Source organism: Nissabacter archeti, from assembly GCF_018257325.1.
GTDB classification, from domain to species: Bacteria; Pseudomonadota; Gammaproteobacteria; order Enterobacterales; family Enterobacteriaceae; genus Chimaeribacter; species Chimaeribacter arupi.
The window spans coordinates 174,242-193,417 of sequence record NZ_JAERKB010000005.1; the positions used below are offsets into that span (position 1 = coordinate 174,242).

16 protein-coding genes are annotated in these 19,176 nt (G+C 57.8%); 10 read left to right on the top strand and 6 right to left on the bottom strand.

What is annotated here, in order from left to right:
- Positions 1 to 18 precede the first annotated feature (18 nt).
- The 6 genes from pdhR to yacL all read left to right on the top strand — a co-directional run bounded on the left by pdhR (position 19) and on the right by yacL (position 11,201).
- Positions 19 to 783: a pyruvate dehydrogenase complex transcriptional repressor PdhR gene (gene pdhR, locus JK232_RS08375; RefSeq protein ID WP_072928879.1), complete on the top strand. Its 765-nt coding sequence runs from the start codon at positions 19 to 21 to the stop codon at positions 781 to 783.
- Between the two features lie 122 nt (positions 784 to 905).
- Positions 906 to 3,569: a pyruvate dehydrogenase (acetyl-transferring), homodimeric type gene (gene aceE / locus JK232_RS08380; protein ID WP_072928881.1), complete on the top strand. Its 2,664-nt coding sequence runs from the start codon at positions 906 to 908 to the stop codon at positions 3,567 to 3,569.
- Between the two features lie 15 nt (positions 3,570 to 3,584).
- Positions 3,585 to 5,516: a pyruvate dehydrogenase complex dihydrolipoyllysine-residue acetyltransferase gene (gene aceF, locus JK232_RS08385; protein WP_072928883.1), complete on the top strand. Its 1,932-nt coding sequence runs from the start codon at positions 3,585 to 3,587 to the stop codon at positions 5,514 to 5,516.
- 249 nt (positions 5,517 to 5,765) lie between these two features.
- The gene (gene lpdA / locus JK232_RS08390; protein ID WP_101814792.1) at positions 5,766 to 7,190 is read left to right on the top strand and encodes a dihydrolipoyl dehydrogenase; all 1,425 of its coding nucleotides are present in this window, start codon (positions 5,766 to 5,768) and stop codon (positions 7,188 to 7,190) included.
- A gap of 885 nt (positions 7,191 to 8,075) precedes the next feature.
- Positions 8,076 to 10,673: a bifunctional aconitate hydratase 2/2-methylisocitrate dehydratase gene (gene acnB, locus JK232_RS08395; RefSeq protein WP_072928887.1), complete on the top strand. Its 2,598-nt coding sequence runs from the start codon at positions 8,076 to 8,078 to the stop codon at positions 10,671 to 10,673.
- Positions 10,674 to 10,838: 165 nt separating this feature from the next.
- Complete coding sequence (gene yacL / locus JK232_RS08400) at positions 10,839 to 11,201, top strand: protein YacL (RefSeq protein WP_072928889.1); 363 nt, start codon at positions 10,839 to 10,841, stop codon at positions 11,199 to 11,201.
- A 54-nt stretch (positions 11,202 to 11,255) separates the two neighbouring features.
- Here yacL and JK232_RS08405 read toward each other — a convergent pair whose 3' ends face one another.
- Positions 11,256 to 12,125 (bottom strand): hypothetical protein, encoded by an 870-nt coding sequence (locus tag JK232_RS08405; protein ID WP_241506152.1) that lies wholly within the window; start codon positions 12,123 to 12,125, stop codon positions 11,256 to 11,258.
- Between the two features lie 652 nt (positions 12,126 to 12,777).
- The gene (locus JK232_RS08410) at positions 12,778 to 13,125 is read right to left on the bottom strand and encodes a YacC family pilotin-like protein (protein WP_072929109.1); all 348 of its coding nucleotides are present in this window, start codon (positions 13,123 to 13,125) and stop codon (positions 12,778 to 12,780) included.
- Between the two features lie 240 nt (positions 13,126 to 13,365).
- On the opposite strand from JK232_RS08410, the gene hpt reads away from it, so the two are divergent.
- The gene (gene hpt, locus JK232_RS08415) at positions 13,366 to 13,902 is read left to right on the top strand and encodes a hypoxanthine phosphoribosyltransferase (RefSeq protein WP_072928891.1); all 537 of its coding nucleotides are present in this window, start codon (positions 13,366 to 13,368) and stop codon (positions 13,900 to 13,902) included.
- Positions 13,903 to 14,003: 101 nt separating this feature from the next.
- Here the strand turns inward: hpt and can are convergent, their stop codons facing one another.
- A complete protein-coding gene (gene can, locus JK232_RS08420; RefSeq protein ID WP_072928893.1) occupies positions 14,004 to 14,654 on the bottom strand; it encodes a carbonate dehydratase in 651 nt (216 codons plus the stop codon).
- Positions 14,655 to 14,796: 142 nt separating this feature from the next.
- Here can and JK232_RS08425 point away from each other — a divergent pair, with 142 nt between their 5' ends.
- The 3 genes from JK232_RS08425 to JK232_RS08435 all read left to right on the top strand — a co-directional run bounded on the left by JK232_RS08425 (position 14,797) and on the right by JK232_RS08435 (position 16,847).
- The gene (locus JK232_RS08425) at positions 14,797 to 15,723 is read left to right on the top strand and encodes an ABC transporter ATP-binding protein (RefSeq protein WP_101828780.1); all 927 of its coding nucleotides are present in this window, start codon (positions 14,797 to 14,799) and stop codon (positions 15,721 to 15,723) included.
- Entirely contained in the window at positions 15,720 to 16,490 is a 771-nt protein-coding gene (locus tag JK232_RS08430) for an ABC transporter permease (protein ID WP_072928898.1), read from the top strand. Before JK232_RS08425 ends, JK232_RS08430 begins: the two co-directional genes overlap by 4 nt.
- A gap of 126 nt (positions 16,491 to 16,616) precedes the next feature.
- Entirely contained in the window at positions 16,617 to 16,847 is a 231-nt protein-coding gene (locus JK232_RS08435) for a TA system antitoxin ParD family protein (protein WP_101828784.1), read from the top strand.
- 84 nt (positions 16,848 to 16,931) lie between these two features.
- Here the strand turns inward: JK232_RS08435 and panD are convergent, their stop codons facing one another.
- From panD to panB, 3 genes are all read right to left on the bottom strand, one after another.
- Positions 16,932 to 17,312 (bottom strand): aspartate 1-decarboxylase, encoded by a 381-nt coding sequence (gene panD / locus JK232_RS08440; RefSeq protein WP_101835541.1) that lies wholly within the window; start codon positions 17,310 to 17,312, stop codon positions 16,932 to 16,934.
- A 106-nt stretch (positions 17,313 to 17,418) separates the two neighbouring features.
- Positions 17,419 to 18,273, bottom strand: a complete 855-nt coding sequence (gene panC / locus JK232_RS08445) for a pantoate--beta-alanine ligase (RefSeq protein ID WP_212589058.1) — start codon at positions 18,271 to 18,273, stop codon at positions 17,419 to 17,421.
- A 35-nt stretch (positions 18,274 to 18,308) separates the two neighbouring features.
- Complete coding sequence (panB, locus tag JK232_RS08450; RefSeq protein WP_072928904.1) at positions 18,309 to 19,103, bottom strand: 3-methyl-2-oxobutanoate hydroxymethyltransferase; 795 nt, start codon at positions 19,101 to 19,103, stop codon at positions 18,309 to 18,311.
- Positions 19,104 to 19,176: the final 73 nt, after the last annotated feature.

Genomic DNA, 19,176 nt, shown 5'->3' on the forward strand with positions numbered 1-19,176 from the left:
GCCGGTGAGAAGAATAACATGGCCTACAGCAAAATCCGCCAGCCCAAATTATCGGATGTGATAGAGCAGCAACTGGAGTATCTGATTCTGGAAGGGACGCTGCGCCCCGGCGAGAAATTGCCCCCGGAGCGTGAGCTGGCGAAACAGTTTGATGTGTCGCGTCCTTCTCTCAGAGAAGCCATCCAGCGTCTGGAGGCCAAGGGCCTGCTCCTGCGGCGTCAGGGCGGCGGCACCTTCGTCCAAAAAAATCTGTGGCAAAGCTTCAGCGACCCGCTTGCTGAACTGCTGGCCGACCACCCTGAATCACAATTCGACCTGTTGGAAACCCGCCACGCGCTGGAGGGGATCGCCGCATACTACGCGGCCCTGCGCGGGACGGAGGAAGATTTGCTGCGCATCCGCGACTGCCATCTGGTTATCCAGCAGGCGCAGGACAGCGGCGATCTGGATGCCGAGGCAGACGCAGTGATGCAGTACCAGGTGGCGGTCACCGAGGCGGCGCATAACGTGGTGCTGTTGCACCTGTTACGCTGTATGGGCCCGATGCTGGAAAAGAACGTCCGGCAGAACTTTGAATTGCTCTACTCGCGCCGCGAAATGCTGGCGAAAGTAAGCAGCCACCGTGCCGGGATTTTTGAGGCGATTGTGGCCCGCGAGCCGGAAAAGGCGCGCGAGGCCTCGCACCGGCACCTGGCCTTTATTGAGGAAATTTTGCTGGATCTCAGCAGAGAACACAGCCGGCGAGAGCGTTCGCTGCGCCGTCTCCAGCAACGCAGGGATTAAGCGCTTAGTTAAAGCACTGATAGCGGCAACCCATAACGGGCCTGTCTTCGTGTGTTCTGCCCCAGAGCACAGGAAGACAGGCTCCATTACACCAACGTATAGAGAAGATAAGGAATCCCACCATGTCAGAACGTGTAAATAATGACGTGGATCCGATCGAAACCCGCGACTGGGTACAGGCGATCGAATCGGTCATCCGTGAAGAGGGTGTTGAGCGTGCTCAGTTCCTGATTGATCAGGTTTTGGGAGAGGCACGTAAAGGCGGCGTTCAGGTCGCTGCCGGTGCTGCCGCACGCAACTACGTCAACACCATCAACGTGGAAGACCAGCCGGAGTATCCCGGCAACCTGGAACTGGAGCGCCGCATCCGTTCCGCCATCCGCTGGAACGCCGTGATGACCGTATTGCGCGCGTCGAAAAAAGACCTCGAGCTGGGCGGCCACATGGCGTCCTTCCAGTCTTCCGCGACCTTCTATGAAGTCTGCTTCAACCACTTCTTCCGTGCACGCAATGAGAAAGATGGCGGCGACCTGGTCTACTTCCAGGGCCACATCTCCCCAGGCGTTTACGCACGTGCCTTCCTGGAAGGCCGCCTGACCGAAGAGCAGATGAACAACTTCCGCCAGGAAGTGCACGGCAAGGGCTTGTCTTCTTACCCGCACCCGAAACTGATGCCGGAATTCTGGCAGTTCCCGACCGTGTCGATGGGCCTTGGGCCGATCAGCGCCATCTACCAGGCGAAGTTCCTGAAATACCTGGAGCACCGCGGCCTGAAAGACACCTCCGAGCAGACCGTGTACGCCTTCCTGGGTGACGGCGAAATGGACGAGCCGGAATCCAAGGGCGCGATCACCATCGCCACCCGTGAGAAGCTGGACAACCTGGTGTTCGTGATCAACTGTAACCTGCAGCGCCTCGATGGCCCGGTGACCGGTAACGGCAAGATCATCAACGAGCTGGAAGGCATCTTCGGCGGCGCCGGCTGGGAAGTGATCAAAGTCATCTGGGGTTCCCGTTGGGACGAGCTGCTGCGTAAAGACACCAGCGGCAAGCTTATCCAGCTGATGAACGAAACCGTGGACGGCGACTACCAGACCTTCAAGTCCAAAAACGGCGCTTACGTGCGTGAGCACTTCTTCGGCAAATACCCGGAAACCGCCGCGCTGGTGAAAGATCTGAGCGACGACGAGATCTGGGCACTGAACCGTGGCGGCCACGATCCGAAGAAAATCTTCGCTGCACTGAAAAAAGCCCAGGACACCAAAGGCAAGCCGGTTGTGATCCTGGCCCACACCGTGAAAGGTTACGGCATGGGTGTCACCGCGGAAGGCATGAACATTGCCCACCAGGTGAAGAAAATGAACATGGAAGGCGTGCGTTACTTCCGCGATCGCTTCAATGTCACCGTCACTGACGAAAACATCGAAAGCCTGCCGTTCATCAAATTCGAAGAAGGATCGGAAGAACACAAATACCTGCATGAGCGCCGCCAGGCCCTGCAAGGCTATGTGCCGACCCGTCTGCCGAAATTTACCCAGTCGCTGCAACTGCCGGCACTGGAAGATTTCTCCGCCCTGCTGGAAGAGCAGAAGAAAGAGATCTCCACCACCATCGCCTTCGTGCGTGCACTGAACGTGATGCTGAAAAACGACTCCATCAAGGATCGTCTGGTGCCGATCATCGCTGACGAAGCGCGTACCTTCGGGATGGAAGGGCTGTTCCGCCAGATCGGGATCTACAGCCCGAACGGCCAGCAATACACCCCGCAGGACCGCGAGCAGGTTGCCTACTACCGCGAAGACGAGAAGGGCCAGATCCTGCAGGAAGGGATCAACGAACTGGGCGCTGCCTCCTCCTGGCTGGCTGCGGCCACGTCGTACAGCACCAACGACCTGCCGATGATCCCGTTCTACATCTACTACTCGATGTTCGGCTTCCAGCGCATCGGTGACCTCTGCTGGCTGGCGGGCGACCAACAGGCGCGCGGCTTCCTGGTCGGCGGCACCTCCGGCCGTACCACGCTTAACGGCGAAGGCCTGCAGCACGAAGATGGCCACAGCCACATCCAGTCGCTGACCATCCCGAACTGCATCTCCTACGACCCGGCCTACGCCTATGAAGTGGCGGTGATCATGCATGACGGCCTGGAGCGTATGTACGGTGAAGCGCAAGAGAACGTTTACTACTACATCACCACGCTGAACGAGAACTACCACATGCCGGCCATGCCGGAAGGTGCGGAAGAGGGGATCCGTAAAGGGATCTACAAACTCGACACCCTGGAAGGCAGCAAAGGCAAAGTGCAGCTGCTCGGCTCCGGTGCCATCCTGCGCCATGTGCGTGAAGCGGCAGAGATCCTGTCGAAAGAGTACGGCGTGGGCTCTGACGTTTACAGCGTCACCTCCTTCACCGAACTGGCCCGTGACGGCCAGGACTGTGAGCGCTGGAACATGCTGCACCCGTCTGAAGAACCGCGTGTGCCGTACATCGCCCAGGTGATGAGCGATGCCCCGGCCGTGGCCTCTACCGACTACATGAAACTGTTTGCCGAGCAGGTGCGCAGCTTCATCCCGGCCAGCGAGTTCCGCGTTCTGGGTACCGACGGTTTCGGCCGTTCCGACAGCCGCGAAAACCTGCGTCACCACTTCGAAGTGGATGCCTCCTACGTGGTGGTGGCTGCACTGGGTGAACTGGCAAAACGTGGCGACATCGACACCAAGGTAGTGGCAGAAGCGATTACCAAATTCGGCATCGATGCTGACAAAGTTAACCCGCGTCTGGCATAAGAGGGTAAAGAAGAGATGGCTATCGAAATCAACGTACCGGACATCGGTGCAGATGAAGTTGAAGTCACCGAAGTGATGGTGAAGGTTGGCGATAAGGTTGAGGTTGAACAATCGCTGATCGCCGTTGAGGGTGACAAAGCCTCAATGGAAGTGCCCTCCCCGCAGGCGGGTGTGGTGAAAGAGATCAAAGTCTCCGTGGGCGACAAAGTCGAAACCGGCAAACTGATCATGACCTTTGAAGAGGCCGGTGCGGCCTCTGAAGAGAAAGCCCCGGCAGCAGCCCCGGCCTCTGAGGCGAAAGCCGACGAGAAACCGGCCGCCGCCGCCGCTGGCGCCAGCAAAGAGGTTAACGTTCCTGACATCGGTTCCGATGAAGTGGAAGTGACCGAGGTGATGGTGAAAGTCGGTGACAAAGTAGAAGCCGACCAGTCGCTTATCGCCGTGGAAGGTGACAAAGCCTCCATGGAAGTGCCGGCACCGTTCGCCGGTACCGTGAAAGAGATCAAGATTGCGACCGGTGACAAAGTCAGCACCGGCTCCCTGATCATGGTGTTCGAGGTCGCGGGCGCGGCAGAGCAGCCGCAGAGCGCGCCGAAACCTGCCGGTGAAACCGAGCCTGCAAAAGCGCAGGGCGGTTCTGCCAGCAAAGAAGTCAGCGTGCCGGACATCGGCGGTGATGAAGTGGAAGTCACTGAAGTGATGGTCAAGGTCGGCGACAAGGTGGCGGCTGAGCAGTCCCTGATCACCGTGGAAGGCGACAAAGCTTCCATGGAAGTCCCGGCCCCGTTCGCGGGTACGGTCAAAGAGATCAAGATCGCGTCCGGCGACAAAGTGAAAACCGGCACCCTGATCATGATCTTCGAGGTCGAAGGCGCAGCCCCGGCCGCACAGAGCGGCGCGAAGCAGCAGGAAACCGCGGCACCGGCGAAAGCTGAGCAGGATTCCAACGTGCCGAAAGCGACCCCGGCGAAAGCCGAGAGCAAGCCGGAAGCCAAAGGCGAGTTCGCGGAAAATGATGCCTACGTCCACGCCACCCCGGTGATCCGCCGCCTGGCGCGTGAGTTCGGCGTTAACCTGGGCAAAGTGAAAGGCACCGGCCGTAAAGGCCGCATCCTGCGCGAAGACGTCCAGAGCTATGTGAAAGACGCGGTGAAACGTGCCGAGTCTGCCCCGGCTGCCGCTGCGGCAACCGGTGGTGGCCTGCCGGGTATGCTGCCGTGGCCGAAAGTGGACTTCAGCAAGTTCGGTGAGATTGAAGAAGTCGAGCTGGGCCGCATCCAGAAAATCTCCGGTGCTAACCTGAGCCGTAACTGGGTGATGATCCCGCACGTCACGCACTTCGACAAAACCGACATCACCGAGCTGGAAGCGTTCCGTAAACAGCAGAACGCCGAAGCCGAGAAGCGCAAGCTGGACGTGAAATTCACCCCGGTGGTCTTCATCATGAAAGCCGTAGCCGCTGCCCTGGAGCAGATGCCGCGCTTCAACAGCTCCCTGTCCGAAGATGGCCAGAAGCTGACGCTGAAGAAATACATCAACATCGGTGTGGCCGTGGATACCCCGAATGGCCTGGTAGTACCGGTGTTCAAAGACGTGAACAAGAAGGGCATCACGGAGCTGTCCCGCGAGCTGATGACCATCTCCAAAAAAGCGCGTGACGGTAAGCTGACGGCCGGCGAAATGCAGGGCGGTTGCTTCACCATCTCCAGCCTGGGCGGTATCGGGACGACGCACTTCGCGCCGATCGTTAACGCACCGGAAGTGGCGATCCTCGGGGTATCCAAATCCGCGATGGAGCCGGTCTGGAACGGCAAAGAGTTCACACCGCGTCTGATGATGCCGATGTCACTCTCCTTCGACCACCGGGTGATTGACGGGGCGGATGGGGCACGTTTCATCACCATCATCAATAACATGCTGTCTGACATTCGCCGTCTGGTGATGTAAGCACACAGGCCGGCCTTCGGGCTGGCCTGAATTTTTTGGCATCGGCATGGTCGCCGCCGGTTTCAGCAGGTGTCTCACCTGGTGTAACCCGATCGCTAAGACACTGAACACTCGAACTTGCTTTGCAGGTTGTTAACAATTCTGTAAACTGCTCGCGGTGTAAGCGTCCCGGTGGATGAAGGGCGTTATGAATTCTACAAGCGACAAAACTGACGTCTGACCCGCCGGACAATCAATTAAGAGGTCATGATGAGTACAGAAATCAAAACCCAGGTTGTGGTACTTGGGGCAGGCCCTGCAGGTTACTCTGCGGCTTTTCGTTGCGCTGATTTAGGTCTTGAAACGGTTCTGGTTGAACGCTATTCCACGCTGGGCGGGGTTTGCCTGAACGTGGGCTGTATCCCTTCCAAGGCGCTGCTGCACGTCGCCAAAGTCATTGAAGAAGCCAAAGCACTGGCGGAACATGGCGTGGTGTTCGGTGAGCCGAGAACAGACATCACCAAAATCCGTACCTGGAAAGAGAAAGTCATTAACCAGCTGACCGGCGGCCTCTCCGGCATGGCCAAACAGCGTAAGGTTAAAGTGGTGAACGGTTTCGGTAAATTCACCGGTGCCAACACCCTGCAGGTTGAAGGCGAAAATGGTGCAACCACCATCACCTTCGACAATGCCATCATCGCGGCGGGTTCCCGTCCGATCCAATTGCCATTCATTCCGCACGACGACCCGCGCGTGTGGGATTCAACGTCTGCCCTGGAACTGAAAGAAGTGCCTGAGCGCCTGCTGGTCATGGGCGGTGGTATCATCGGCCTGGAAATGGGCACCGTTTACCACGCACTGGGTTCCAAAATTGACGTGGTTGAGATGTTTGACCAGGTCATCCCGGCGGCGGACAAAGATGTGGTGAAAGTCTTCACCAAACGTATCAGCAAGCAGTTCAACCTGATGCTGGAAACCAAAGTCACGGCGGTAGAAGCCAAAGAAGACGGCATCTACGTCACGATGGAAGGTAAGAAAGCCCCGGCTGAACCACAGCGTTACGACGCCGTGCTGGTGGCGATCGGCCGTGTGCCGAACGGCAAACTCATGGATGCCGGCAAAGCGGGCGTGGAAGTGGACGACCGCGGCTTCATCCATGTGGACAAGCAGATGCGTACCAACGTGCCGCACATCTTCGCCATCGGTGACATCGTCGGCCAGCCGATGCTGGCACACAAAGGCGTGCATGAAGGCCACGTGGCGGCGGAAGTGATCTCCGGTAAGAAACACTACTTCGACCCGAAAGTGATCCCGTCCATCGCTTACACCGAGCCGGAAGTGGCATGGGTCGGCCTGACCGAGAAAGAAGCGAAAGAGAAGGGCATCAGCTACGAAACCGCCACCTTCCCGTGGGCGGCCTCCGGCCGTGCCATCGCCTCTGACTGTGCAGACGGCATGACCAAGCTTATCTTCGACAAAGAGACTCACCGCGTGATCGGTGGTGCGGTCGTCGGCACCAACGGCGGCGAGCTGCTGGGCGAAATCGGCCTGGCGATCGAGATGGGCTGTGATGCGGAAGACATCGCGCTGACCATCCACGCTCACCCGACCCTGCACGAATCCGTGGGTCTGGCTGCTGAGATCTTCGAAGGCAGCATCACTGACCTGCCGAACCCGAAAGCGAAGAAGAAGTAATTCCCGCCGCGGTTCAGCATGGTAAAAACGGTGCCGAAAGGCGCCGTTTTTTTATGGATAAAAAAGGCCACGCCGAAGCGTGGCCGGTAGCTTACTTGCTCTGATGAATAACGTTAACCGAGAAAGAAATGTCAGATATTGACCATCCGCCATTCCCTGCACCTAACGCCATTCCCAGTACAACAATCAGGAGATAAAGCGAACTCCTTCTCATTGCGTGTTCCTTACAGGACCACGACCGCCCATTTTCCACCAGGAAAAAAGGGGCGAAACAAGCGCTCTGTAGCACTTGTATCGCGGCAGAACAGATCTGTTCCCAGAGCCTGGCGACCCGCTGCTAAACAGGCGGAACAGCCCCGCGCAATGGTACACAAAATGAAGGGTTAATGTTGCATTTATCGCCGGTTTCAGATTGCAATCCGACTGAAAATAGCGCATGATCCGGCTGCTCTGTAGCGCTTGTATCGTATAGTGATATAAGTTTCCCTGAGGTGCCTGCTAACACCGAAGGGAATAAAAAAACCGCCGTTATGGCGGTTTTTTTGTCTCTGTCCGCTGTAGCTTTATTCATCGTTTCCCCCGCCCGCCTGTGCCGCAGAGGATTCCCCTGTGGTCAACGATTCAGCAAAGATTTAATGTTGCTTTTATGTGAACGAATTAACAACCGATTCAAATCCTGATATGCTGGCTGGGCGGAACCGGGCGCTGTACCCTTAACAGCCCAGGTGATTGACCGCAGTGCTGTGGCGTTTCATGAAGTCGAGCGTTGAAAAGGCAAAGAATCTCATCAGGCGAAAAACCCTGTGCGCAGGGCGGCAGGTTTTACACCGGTATGAATATGGATAGCCAGGCACAATAAATGACAATGAGAGCGAGGAGAGAGTCGTGCTAGAAGAATACCGTAAGCACGTAGCCGAGCGTGCTGCAGAGGGCATTGCCCCCAAGCCATTAGATGCTTCCCAAATGGCCGCGCTGGTTGAGTCACTGAAGAATCCGCCCGCGGGCGAAGAAGAAGTCCTGTTAGACCTGTTGATTAACCGTGTACCGCCGGGCGTTGATGAAGCTGCCTACGTAAAAGCCGGCTTCCTGGCCGCGGTCGCTAAAGGCGACACCCATTCTCCCCTGATTACCCCGGAAAAAGCCATCGAACTGCTGGGCACCATGCAGGGCGGCTATAACATCCAGCCCCTGATTGAAGCCCTGGACCATGAGCAACTGGCCCCGATCGCGGCCAAGGCCCTGTCCCACACGCTGCTGATGTTCGACAACTTCTATGACGTGGAAGAGAAAGCGCAGGCCGGTAACGTGTATGCGCAGCAGGTGATGAAATCCTGGGCGGAAGCCGAATGGTACCTGAGCCGCCCGCAACTGGCGGACAAACTCACCGTTACCGTGTTCAAAGTTACCGGTGAAACCAACACCGATGACCTCTCCCCGGCGCAGGACGCCTGGTCGCGTCCGGACATCCCGCTGCATGCGCTGGCGATGCTGAAAAACGTGCGCGAAGGCATTGAGCCGGACCAGCCGGGCAGCGTCGGCCCGATCAAACAGATCGAGGCGCTGAGCCAGAAAGGTTTCCCGCTGGCCTACGTCGGTGACGTGGTCGGTACCGGTTCGTCCCGTAAATCCGCCACCAACTCGGTGCTGTGGTTTATGGGTGACGACATCCCGTTCGTGCCGAACAAACGCGGCGGCGGCGTGGTGCTGGGCGGCAAAATCGCCCCGATCTTCTTCAACACCATGGAAGATGCGGGCGCACTGCCGATCGAGCTGGACGTCTCTAACCTGAATATGGGTGATGTGATCGACATTTACCCGTACAAAGGGGAAGTGCGCAACCACGACACCAATGAACTGATCGCCACCTTTGCGCTGAAAACCGACGTGCTGCTGGATGAAGTCCGCGCCGGCGGCCGTATCCCGCTGATCGTCGGCCGTGGCCTGACCTCGCGTGCGCGCGAATCGCTCGGCCTGCCGCACAGCGACGTGTTCCGCAGCGCCCGCCCGGTAGCGGCCAGTGACAAAGGCTTCTCCCTGGCGCAGAAAATGGTGGGCCGCGCCTGCGGCGTTGCCGGTGTGCGCCCTGGTGAATATTGCGAACCGAAAATGACCTCCGTCGGCTCGCAGGACACCACCGGCCCGATGACCCGTGACGAGCTGAAAGACCTGGCCTGCCTCGGCTTCTCCGCAGACCTGGTGATGCAGTCCTTCTGCCACACCGCGGCCTATCCGAAGCCGGTGGACGTGACCACCCACCACACGCTGCCGGACTTCATTATGAACCGTGGCGGCGTGTCGCTGCGCCCAGGTGACGGCATCATCCACTCCTGGCTGAACCGTATGCTGCTGCCGGACACCGTCGGCACCGGCGGTGACTCCCACACCCGCTTCCCGATCGGGCTGTCGTTCCCGGCCGGTTCCGGTCTGGTGGCGTTTGCCGCGGCGACCGGCGTCATGCCGCTGGATATGCCGGAATCCGTGCTGGTGCGCTTCAAAGGCAAAATGCAGCCGGGCATCACCCTGCGTGACCTGGTGCACGCCATCCCTTACTACGCGATCCAGCAGGGCCTGCTGACCGTGGAGAAGAAGGGTAAGAAGAACATCTTCTCCGGCCGTATTCTGGAGATCGAAGGCCTGCCGGAGCTGAAGGTAGAGCAAGCCTTCGAACTGGCGGACGCCTCCGCAGAGCGTTCTGCGGCCGGCTGTACCATCAAGCTGGACAAAGCGCCGATCATCGAATACCTGACCTCCAACATCGTGCTGCTGAAGTGGATGATTGCCGAAGGCTACGGCGACCGCCGTACGCTGGAGCGCCGCATCCAGGGCATGGAGAAGTGGCTGGCTGACCCGCAACTGCTGGAAGCGGATGCCGACGCCGAATACGCGGCGGTGATCGAGATCGATCTGGCCGACGTCAAAGAGCCGATCCTGTGTGCGCCGAACGACCCGGACGACGCGCGCCTGCTCTCCACCGTGGCCAACAGCCACATTGACGAGGTGTTCATCGGCTCCTGCATGACCAACATCGGCCACTTCCGTGCGGCCGGTAAACTGCTGGACCAGCACAAAGGCCAGTTGCCGACCCGCCTGTGGGTCGCCCCGCCGACCAAGATGGACGCCGCACAGCTGACGGAAGAGGGCTACTACAGCGTCTTCGGTAAGAGCGGTGCGCGCATCGAGATCCCTGGGTGCTCGCTCTGCATGGGTAACCAGGCGCGGGTCGCGGACGGCGCGACGGTGGTCTCCACCTCCACGCGTAACTTCCCGAACCGCCTGGGCAACGGTGCTGACGTCTACCTGGCGTCCGCTGAGCTGGCGGCAGTCGCTTCACTGCTGGGCCGCCTGCCGACCCCGCAGGAGTACCAGGCGTACATGGCGCAGGTCGATAAGACGGCAGTGGATACCTACCGCTACCTGAACTTTGACCAGCTGAACCAGTACACCGAAAAAGCGGATGGCGTTATCTTCCAAACCGCGGTGTAAGCCGCTATAGTGCGCGACGCAACAAGGAGGCCCACCTGGGCCTCCTTTTTTTATGCGCTATGTTTACGGGGCAGCCGCGTTGCCCTGCACGGAAATGGGCGCGGTACAGCGCTTTGCCGGGCAGCAACGGGTTACACTTAGCGGATCAACCGGGGAGAGAACATCATGGACTACGAATTTTTACGGGATATCACCGGCCAGGTGCAGGTGCGGTTCTCAATGGGCCACGAAGTGGTGGGCCATTGGTTCAATGAAGAGGTAAAAGGCGATCTGGCCTTGCTGGACGAGGTGGAGAAGCAGGCGGCCAACGTCAAAGGCACCGAGCGCCAGTGGCAGCGTGAAGGGCGCGAGTATACGCTCTGGCTGGATGGGGAAGAGGTGATGGTGCGTGCCAATCTGCTGGAGTTTGAAGGCGACGAGATGGAAGAGGGGATGAGTTACTACAACGAGGAGAGCCTGTCGCTGTGTGGCCTGGAGGACTTTCTGGAGGTGGTGGCGAAATACCGTGCTTTCATCAGCGGGCGCTGAAGGGGCCGGCCAGTAACTGGCCGGCGGTGTCCGGCATCCATGACCTGTGATTCCTTAGTAGTAGAAGCCAAACTCCAGGCCTGCTGACGAACTGGTGGTGGCAGGTTGGTAGAAGTTTACCGCTTTGTCGCCCAACATGCCGCGTTCGCTATCCGACTTCCCAAATTTCTGGTGCACGTAATAGGCTTTCACAAACACATCGCGCGTCACGTTCCAGGTCAGGGCTGCGTACGGTGACAGGCGTGATTTCGGCTGCAACCAGACATCCCCGGCGTTGCTGTGGGTCCAGGTCTTGATCGGGTAAAGCGCGCCGCCTTCCAGGCTCACCTGCGTTGACGGTGTCATCTGCCAGTTCATTCCGGCACCGGCTTTGGCGTAAGGCTGAAGCGAGACCTCTACCGCACTAAAGCGACGGGTACGCTGCTCAGACGCCACATAGACCTCGTCCGAATGAATGTTACGCAGCCACGCCTGGGCACCCAGCGACCCTTTCAGGTCAAATGAGACGCTGTCTGAGGCGCGGAACCGGTAGCCGCGGGTCATGTCTGCGCTGTAACCGGTGTACCAGGTGGTGCCTTTCAGTGAGCCGGGCGGCAGATTGTATTTCGGGTCGAGCGCGCCGCCGCGGTAGCTGACTGCCCCGGCCATCAGGCTCATTTCCCAGCCTTTCAACAGGCCCCTGCGGGCATCCACGTAGTTATTCGCACCGGTATTCACCCGGAAACGCGGGCCGTGCTCCTGCACATATTTCCGGTCGAGATTATCGACGGTTTCATCCCATTTGAAATATTCCACGCCGGCGCTGGCGTAATTACGGGTAGAGGCACTGAACGGATTTTCCCCGGCGTTGGCGACGCCAGAAAGCAATACGCCGGTCGTCACGAAGGTGGCGGCAAACGCAGTGCAAAAGGATGTTTTCATCATTAGCATTCTTTAGAGTAATTAACGGGAGCGGTGAGTGTAAAAAAAGAGCGGGAATGCTAACGGCAGAATAAGGCGGGATAAATAGCTTAATTTAAAATCAATAAAAACAGTCGCTTAACAATGGCTGTAACGCAAATAAACCGGCCATATGGCTGATTAATTGACTTAGGGCATCTGCAATACGCTGTTAATTTAACTTACTGCAAAGATCGCGGGCTGAGAGGGGGAAATAAATTTGACTTAATTAAAAGAAATAACGTTAACAGGAAGAAAAATAAATTTAACTTAAGGCCGGTTAAGTGTTAATAAATAGTTAGTAATAACCTATCCTGATTTAACGCCGGGCACAAGCATTTAAAACTTAACTTCCCCAGAAAATAACCAACTTAAATCAACAAATATTTAACAAGAAATAAGTGGTTCTTTTTGCGCTAATCGACCAATAAGAAACACTGTTTTAGTAAACCGGTTGCATAAACGCTGGAAAAAATTGTAATCCCTTGCGCTGGCAGCGGCAGGCGCAGGAGAGGCGGGCAACGCACCCCATCAAGGCGCAGGGCAGGGCGGCCCGCCGCAGGAGTTTATGCTGAAAAAGACCGGGGGCGTGGTGTGAAAAAAGGAATAAGTGCCCGCGTAACGGGCAACCGGCGGGTTACTGTGCGTAAGCCAGCAGGCCCAGAGAATCCCTGGCCAGGGCTTTGCACTTGTTTGGCGTGGAGATAGCGATGCCGCTCAGGTCGCGGTAGCTCTCTTCGCCCAGCTTGCGCATGTTAAAGGTGTTGTAGTTGCTGAGATCCCAGCTGTTCTGTTGGGCGAAATAGACAATCGCCTGCTTGATCTGGTTGTTCGGCAGGTCATGGTAGCCGCAATTATTTTTCAGGTAGACAAACACCGCCGTCAAATCGGCAAGGTCTTCCGCTTCGGTGTCGCTCAGTGCCTGGCTGGCAGAGGAGAAGCCCAGCAGCCCCAGCAGCAGCATCATCAGTGTCGTTCGTTTCATTGCCATCAGTGACTTATTCATGGTTAGCAGACGTTATCACACTTACTTATTCACGCACCAAATTTATTGCGCGCCCGGCGGTCGTGCCGGGAAAGGGGGGTCTGGAGCGGAAAGATACCTTGAGTATAGCGGCTCCGGGCGATAACCCGCAGGCCGGGAGTCTGAAAAGCCGCCGCGTCGATCCGCCGCAGGGGCTATGTTAAACTCTGATACCCCGTACAGGTAACAGACAAATTATTTATGAAACACACCGTAGAAATCATGATTTCCGAGCAGGAAGTCAGGCAGCGCATCATTGAGCTGGGCCGGCAAATCACCCATGACTACCGCGACAGCGGCAGCGATATGGTACTGGTTGGGCTGTTGCGCGGTTCGTTCATGTTTATGGCCGATCTCTGCCGCCAGATTGAGGTGCCGCATGAAGTCGATTTCATGACCGCCTCCAGTTACGGCAACAGCATGTCCAGCAGCCGCGACGTGAAAATCCTGAAAGATCTGGATGAGGATATCCGGGGCAAGGATGTGCTGATCGTGGAAGATATCATCGATTCCGGCAACACCCTGAGCAAGGTGCGCGAAATCCTGGCGCTGCGTGAGCCAAAATCGCTGGCCATCTGCACCCTGTTGGATAAACCGTCACGCCGGGAAGTCAGCGTGACGGTGGAGTATGTCGGTTTCTCGATCCCGGACAAATTTGTGGTCGGGTACGGAATCGATTACGCCCAGCGTTACCGCCACCTGCCCTACATCGGCAATGTGGTGCCGGCTGCGGAGTAACCCCCTTTACGCCCTTGTTTCATCCTGAAAAACCGCAGGGTAAAAGCGCTTGGAAAGCTAATTTTTACGCTGCGGTATTGGCTATGCTCCGTGCTTGCCGGTCAGACGCCCGGCAACAGCTTGGCAATGGCGTTGTGGTAGTTCATTTCCAGATTTTCACGGTTGGCCGTGGTGACGTTCAGGTCATTAAGCTGACCGTTCTGCAAGCCGTAAACCCAGCCGTGCAGCATCACTTTCTGCCCGCGTTTCCAGGCACCCTGCATAATGGTGGAGTGGCCGAGGTTATACACCTGCTCTACCACGTTGATCTCGCACAGGGTATTCAGGCGCTCATCAGGCGGGAGTTCGCTGAGTAACGCGCTATGCTTGTACCACAGGTCGCGGATGTGCAGCAGCCAGTTGTTGATCAGGCCCAGTTCCGGGTTCTCGACCGCCGCCGCGACACCGCCGCAGCCGTAGTGGCCGCAGACAATCACGTGTTCCACCTGCAGGACGTCAATGGCGTACTGCACCACGGAGAGGCAGTTGAGATCGGTATGGATAACCAGGTTGGCCACGTTGCGGTGTACAAACAGCTCGCCCGGTTCCATGCCGGTCAGGCGTTCCGCCGGTACCCGGCTGTCAGAGCAACCAATCCACAGGAAGCGCGGCTTCTGGGCCTGGGCCAGACGCTCAAAGAAAGCAGGATCATCTTGGGTGATGGTTTCAGACCAGGCGCGGTTGTTGGCAATAAGCCTTTCGATTTCTTTCATGGGATATCATCAATCTCATATGAAGTGTGAACAATCTGTAACGCGCAGATTGCAGCTTTAATATAGGACATACATCACGAATTTGAAATCTGATCCTGACGGCGGGATCAGAGAAACAACAGCACAAGGTGATTTAACGTTTATGACATATGCACTGGAACTCACGCAGCTGACCAAAACCTACGCAGGTGGGATACAGGCGCTGCGCGGCATTGACCTGAAGGTCGAGGCCGGTGATTTTTATGCCCTCCTTGGGCCGAACGGCGCCGGGAAATCCACCACCATCGGCATCATCAGCTCACTGGTCAACAAAACGGCCGGTAAGGTGCGGGTGTTTGGCTATGACATTGACCACGATATCGTCAACGCCAAACGCCAGCTTGGGCTGGTGCCGCAGGAATTCAACTTCAACCCGTTTGAGACCGTGATGCAGATTGTGGTCAACCAGGCCGGCTATTACGGCGTAAAACGCCGTGAGGCGCTGGAACGGGCGGAGAAATACCTGACGCAGCTCGATTTATGGGGCAAGCGTGACGAGCGGGCGCGGATGCTTTCCGGCGGCATGAAGCGCCGGCTGATGATTGCGCGCGCACTGATGCACGAGCCGAAACTGCTGATCCTCGATGAGCCGACCGCCGGGGTGGACATTGAACTGCGCCGCTCCATGTGGGGCTTTTTGAAAGACCTCAACGCGCAGGGCACCACCATTATCCTCACCACGCACTACCTGGAAGAGGCGGAGATGCTGTGCCGCAACATCGGCATCATCCAGAACGGCGAACTGGTGGAAAACACCAGCATGAAAGCGCTGCTGGCGACGCAGAAATCAGAGACCTTCGTGCTGGACTTAGCGGCGAAAAGCCCGCTGCCGAAGCTGGAAGGGTATAAGAGCAAACTGGTGGACACCTCCACCCTGGAAGTGGACGTGATGCGCGAGCAGGGGCTGAACGGGTTGTTCAGCCAGCTGAGCAAGCAGGGCATCCAGGTGCTCAGTATGCGTAACAAAGCCAACCGGCTGGAAGAGCTGTTCGTTAACCTGGTGAACGGCAACGAGGGAGAAAACGTATGACCCGTCTTTATTGGGTGGCACTACAAAGTATCTGGTACAAAGAGATTAACCGCTTCGGCCGCATCTGGATCCAGACGCTGGTGCCGCCGGTGATCACCATGACGCTCTACTTCATCATTTTCGGCAACCTGATCGGCTCACGCATTGGGGAGATGCACGGCTTTGATTATATGCAGTTTATCGTGCCGGGGCTTATCATGATGGCGGTGATCACCAACTCCTACGCCAACGTGGCGTCGTCGTTCTTCAGCGCCAAATTCCAGCGCAACATTGAGGAGCTGCTGGTGGCCCCGGTGCCGACCCACGTGGTGATCGCCGGCTATGTCGGCGGCGGCGTGGCGCGCGGCATCTGCGTCGGGGTGCTGGTGACGGTGGTCTCCCTGTTCTTTGTGCCGCTGCATGTCCACGCCTGGTGGGTGATTGCCGCGACGCTGCTGCTGACGGCGATCCTGTTCTCGCTGGCCGGGCTGCTGAACGCGGTGTTTGCCACCACCTTTGATGACATCAGCCTGATCCCGACCTTTGTGCTGACACCGCTGACCTATCTGGGCGGCGTGTTCTACTCACTGACGCTGCTGCCGCCGTTCTGGCAGGCGGTATCGAAGCTGAACCCGATCGTCTACATGATCAGCGGCTTCCGTTACGGTTTCCTCGGCATCAGCGACGTGCCGCTGGCGTTCACCATGGCGGTGCTGGTGGCCTTCATCGTGGTGTTCTACCTGCTCGCCTGGTACCTGATCCAGCGCGGCCGCGGGCTGCGCTCGTAAGGGGCCAGACTCACATCATCAAACCGCCTGCGGGCGGTTTTTTTATGGGTGAAATACGTCCTGATTTGCAAAACATCGGGATAACGCTTTTTAATGATGTCACAGGCGATAACCGGGGAGATCACCATGACAATGAATGTAAGTTTGAATGAAACATTTGTTGATGACGTCAAAAAACATGCAGCGGCATCGGGCCGCAGTGTAGCGAAACAACTCGAATACTGGGTAAAAATTGGCCGCATTGTTGAAGACAACCCAGATCTGCCATTTTCATTTATCCAGGAAATAATGTTGGCTAGAAGTGACATCCGCAGCAGAAGAATGAAGAGCTATACACGCAGAACATCTGGAAAATAAGGATAACTGCTTAATTGCAATTTGTTGATTAATAATCACAAAAAAGGGAGCCTTCCGGCTCCCCCTCTGTCACGGCAGGCGGCGTCAGGCCACCTGCACCGGAATGGCGTTTGCCTGGCGCTGTAACTGGTTGTCACCTTCAAAGTAGGCCACTTTCGGCTTGTGCGTGCGGGCCTCGGCCTCCGCCATCTGCACATAGGAGCAGATGATCAGCTTGTCACCGACGCAGGCGAGGCGGGCGGCCGCGCCGTTGACCGAGATAATGCGGGAGCCGCGCTCGGCGGCAATCGCATAGGTCGAGAAACGCTGGCCGTTGTCGACGTTGTAGATATCAATGGCTTCATATTCCAGGATGCCGGAGGCATCGAGGAAATCCTGATCGATCGCGCAAGAGCCTTCGTAGTGCAGGTCAGCCTGCGTAACCTTGACCCGGTGAAGCTTGCCTTGCAGCATGGTGCGTACCATAACGTTGTTACCTTAATAGCCAAAAAGAAAACAGTGGGTTATACGCCCGGCCGGTAAAGCGGCCGGTCTCTTGCTGGGTGCGTCCTGCGTTCAGCGGTAGGGCGGATCAGACCAGCAGGTCAACCTGCTGGTTGTCGATCAAGCGTGCCTTGCCGAGCCACGCCGCCATCAGGATCACCGCGCGGGTGCTGGAGACGGTCAGCGGTTGCAGGGTGTCGGCGTCCCGGATGAATAGCTCATCCGGCGTGAAACCGGCCTCACGCAACTGCGCGGCGGCCTGTTCCAGCAATTCTTCTACGTGGCGCTCGCCCTGCAACAGCTGTTCCGCCAGGCCATTCATCACCCGGCTCAGCGCCGGGGCGAGCTTGCGTTCGTCGGCGGTAAGGTAACCGTTGCGCGAACTGAGGGCCAGCCCATCTTTGGCGCGTACCGTAGGCACGCCGACAATCTCGATGTCGTAGCCCATGTCCGCCACCATTTTGCGGATCAGCGCCAGCTGCTGGTAATCCTTCTCGCCGAAACAGGCCAGATCCGGCTGTACCAGGTTAAACAGTTTGCTGACGATGGTGGAGACGCCGCGGAAGTGGCCGGGGCGGCTGGCACCTTCCAGCATGGCGGAGAGGCCGGGCACCTCGACGAAGGTCTGTGCCTCCAGCCCTTGCGGGTAGAGGTCGGCCGCTGCCGGGGCGAACACCAGATCCGCCCCGCGGCGCTTCAGCAGTTCGCTGTCTTCCTGCAAGGTACGCGGGTAACGCGCCAGATCGTCGGCGTTATTGAACTGCATCGGGTTGACAAAGATGCTCACCACCACCACATCGGCACGGGCTTTGGCCTCGTCCACCAGGGTCATATGGCCTTCATGCAGGTTACCCATCGTCGGCACCAGCGCAATGCGCTGGCCGTCCTGCCGCCAGCGGCGGATCTGACGGCGCAGCAGCGGCAACGTTTCAATGATTACCACGTTACATCTCCTTGAGTCTGTGCCTTGCGGCATCATTAGTTGAAGGTGTGTTCCGGGGCCGGGTAAGCGCCGGACGCCACCTGATCCACATACGCCTGCACCGCGCTGCGCAGGTCACCCGCTTCCGCCAGGAAGTTCTTGGCAAATTTCGGCACGTGGCCGCCGGTGATGCCGAAGGCGTCATGCATCACCAGAATCTGGCCGTCGGTCACGTTACCGGCCCCGATGCCGATCACCGGGATCTGCAACGCGCGGGTGACGCGCTCCGCCAGCGCCACCGGCACACACTCCAGCACCATCAGTTGCGCGCCTGCCTGCTCGAGGTTGAGCGCGTCCTGCAACAGCCGGTCGGCCGCCGCGTCATCGCGCCCCTGGACTTTATAGCCGCCGAAAATGTTCACCGACTGCGGCGTCAGGCCGAGGTGGCCGCAGACCGGCACCGCGCGCTCGGTCAGCTTTTTCACGGTGTCACACAGCCAGCTCCCGCCTTCCAGCTTTACCATGTTGGCCCCGGCGCGCATCAGCGTGGCGGCATTTTCACAGGCCTGTTCCGGCGTGTTACAGCTCATAAACGGCAGATCCGCCATCAGCAGGCTGTGTGGTGCACCCCGGCGCACGCAGCGGGTGTGGTAGGCAATCTCCTCTACCGTGACCGGCAGGGTAGAATCGTGCCCCTGCACCACCATCCCCAGGGAGTCGCCAATCAGCATCACGCTGATGCCCTGCTGCTCAAACAGTTGGGCGAAGCTGGCATCATAGGCGGTGATGGTCGCAAATTTGCGCTGCTGCTGTTTCCACTGCCGTAAATGGCTGACTGTGGTGGATTTCATAATAACCTCTTAGACGTCTTTATAGTGGTATTCACCTGGTGGGTCATTCTAATGATAAGCACCTCACCTGGGT

Bases quoted from the DNA above. Each gene is read 5' to 3' on its own strand.
- aceE (WP_072928881.1), top strand. From the start codon at position 906: ATGTCAGAACGTGTAAATAATGACGTGGATCCGATCGAAACCCGCGAC.
- JK232_RS08425 (WP_101828780.1), top strand. From the start codon at position 14,797: ATGACATATGCACTGGAACTCACGCAGCTGACCAAAACCTACGCAGGT.
- yacL (WP_072928889.1), top strand. From the start codon at position 10,839: ATGGACTACGAATTTTTACGGGATATCACCGGCCAGGTGCAGGTGCGG.
- JK232_RS08435 (WP_101828784.1), top strand. From the start codon at position 16,617: ATGACAATGAATGTAAGTTTGAATGAAACATTTGTTGATGACGTCAAA.
- JK232_RS08405 (WP_241506152.1), bottom strand. From the start codon at position 12,125: ATGATGAAAACATCCTTTTGCACTGCGTTTGCCGCCACCTTCGTGACG.
- pdhR (WP_072928879.1), top strand. From the start codon at position 19: ATGGCCTACAGCAAAATCCGCCAGCCCAAATTATCGGATGTGATAGAG.
- panD (WP_101835541.1), bottom strand. From the start codon at position 17,312: ATGGTACGCACCATGCTGCAAGGCAAGCTTCACCGGGTCAAGGTTACG.
- panB (WP_072928904.1), bottom strand. From the start codon at position 19,103: ATGAAATCCACCACAGTCAGCCATTTACGGCAGTGGAAACAGCAGCAG.
- lpdA (WP_101814792.1), top strand. From the start codon at position 5,766: ATGAGTACAGAAATCAAAACCCAGGTTGTGGTACTTGGGGCAGGCCCT.
- JK232_RS08410 (WP_072929109.1), bottom strand. From the start codon at position 13,125: ATGAAACGAACGACACTGATGATGCTGCTGCTGGGGCTGCTGGGCTTC.
- JK232_RS08430 (WP_072928898.1), top strand. From the start codon at position 15,720: ATGACCCGTCTTTATTGGGTGGCACTACAAAGTATCTGGTACAAAGAG.
- can (WP_072928893.1), bottom strand. From the start codon at position 14,654: ATGAAAGAAATCGAAAGGCTTATTGCCAACAACCGCGCCTGGTCTGAA.
- aceF (WP_072928883.1), top strand. From the start codon at position 3,585: ATGGCTATCGAAATCAACGTACCGGACATCGGTGCAGATGAAGTTGAA.
- hpt (WP_072928891.1), top strand. From the start codon at position 13,366: ATGAAACACACCGTAGAAATCATGATTTCCGAGCAGGAAGTCAGGCAG.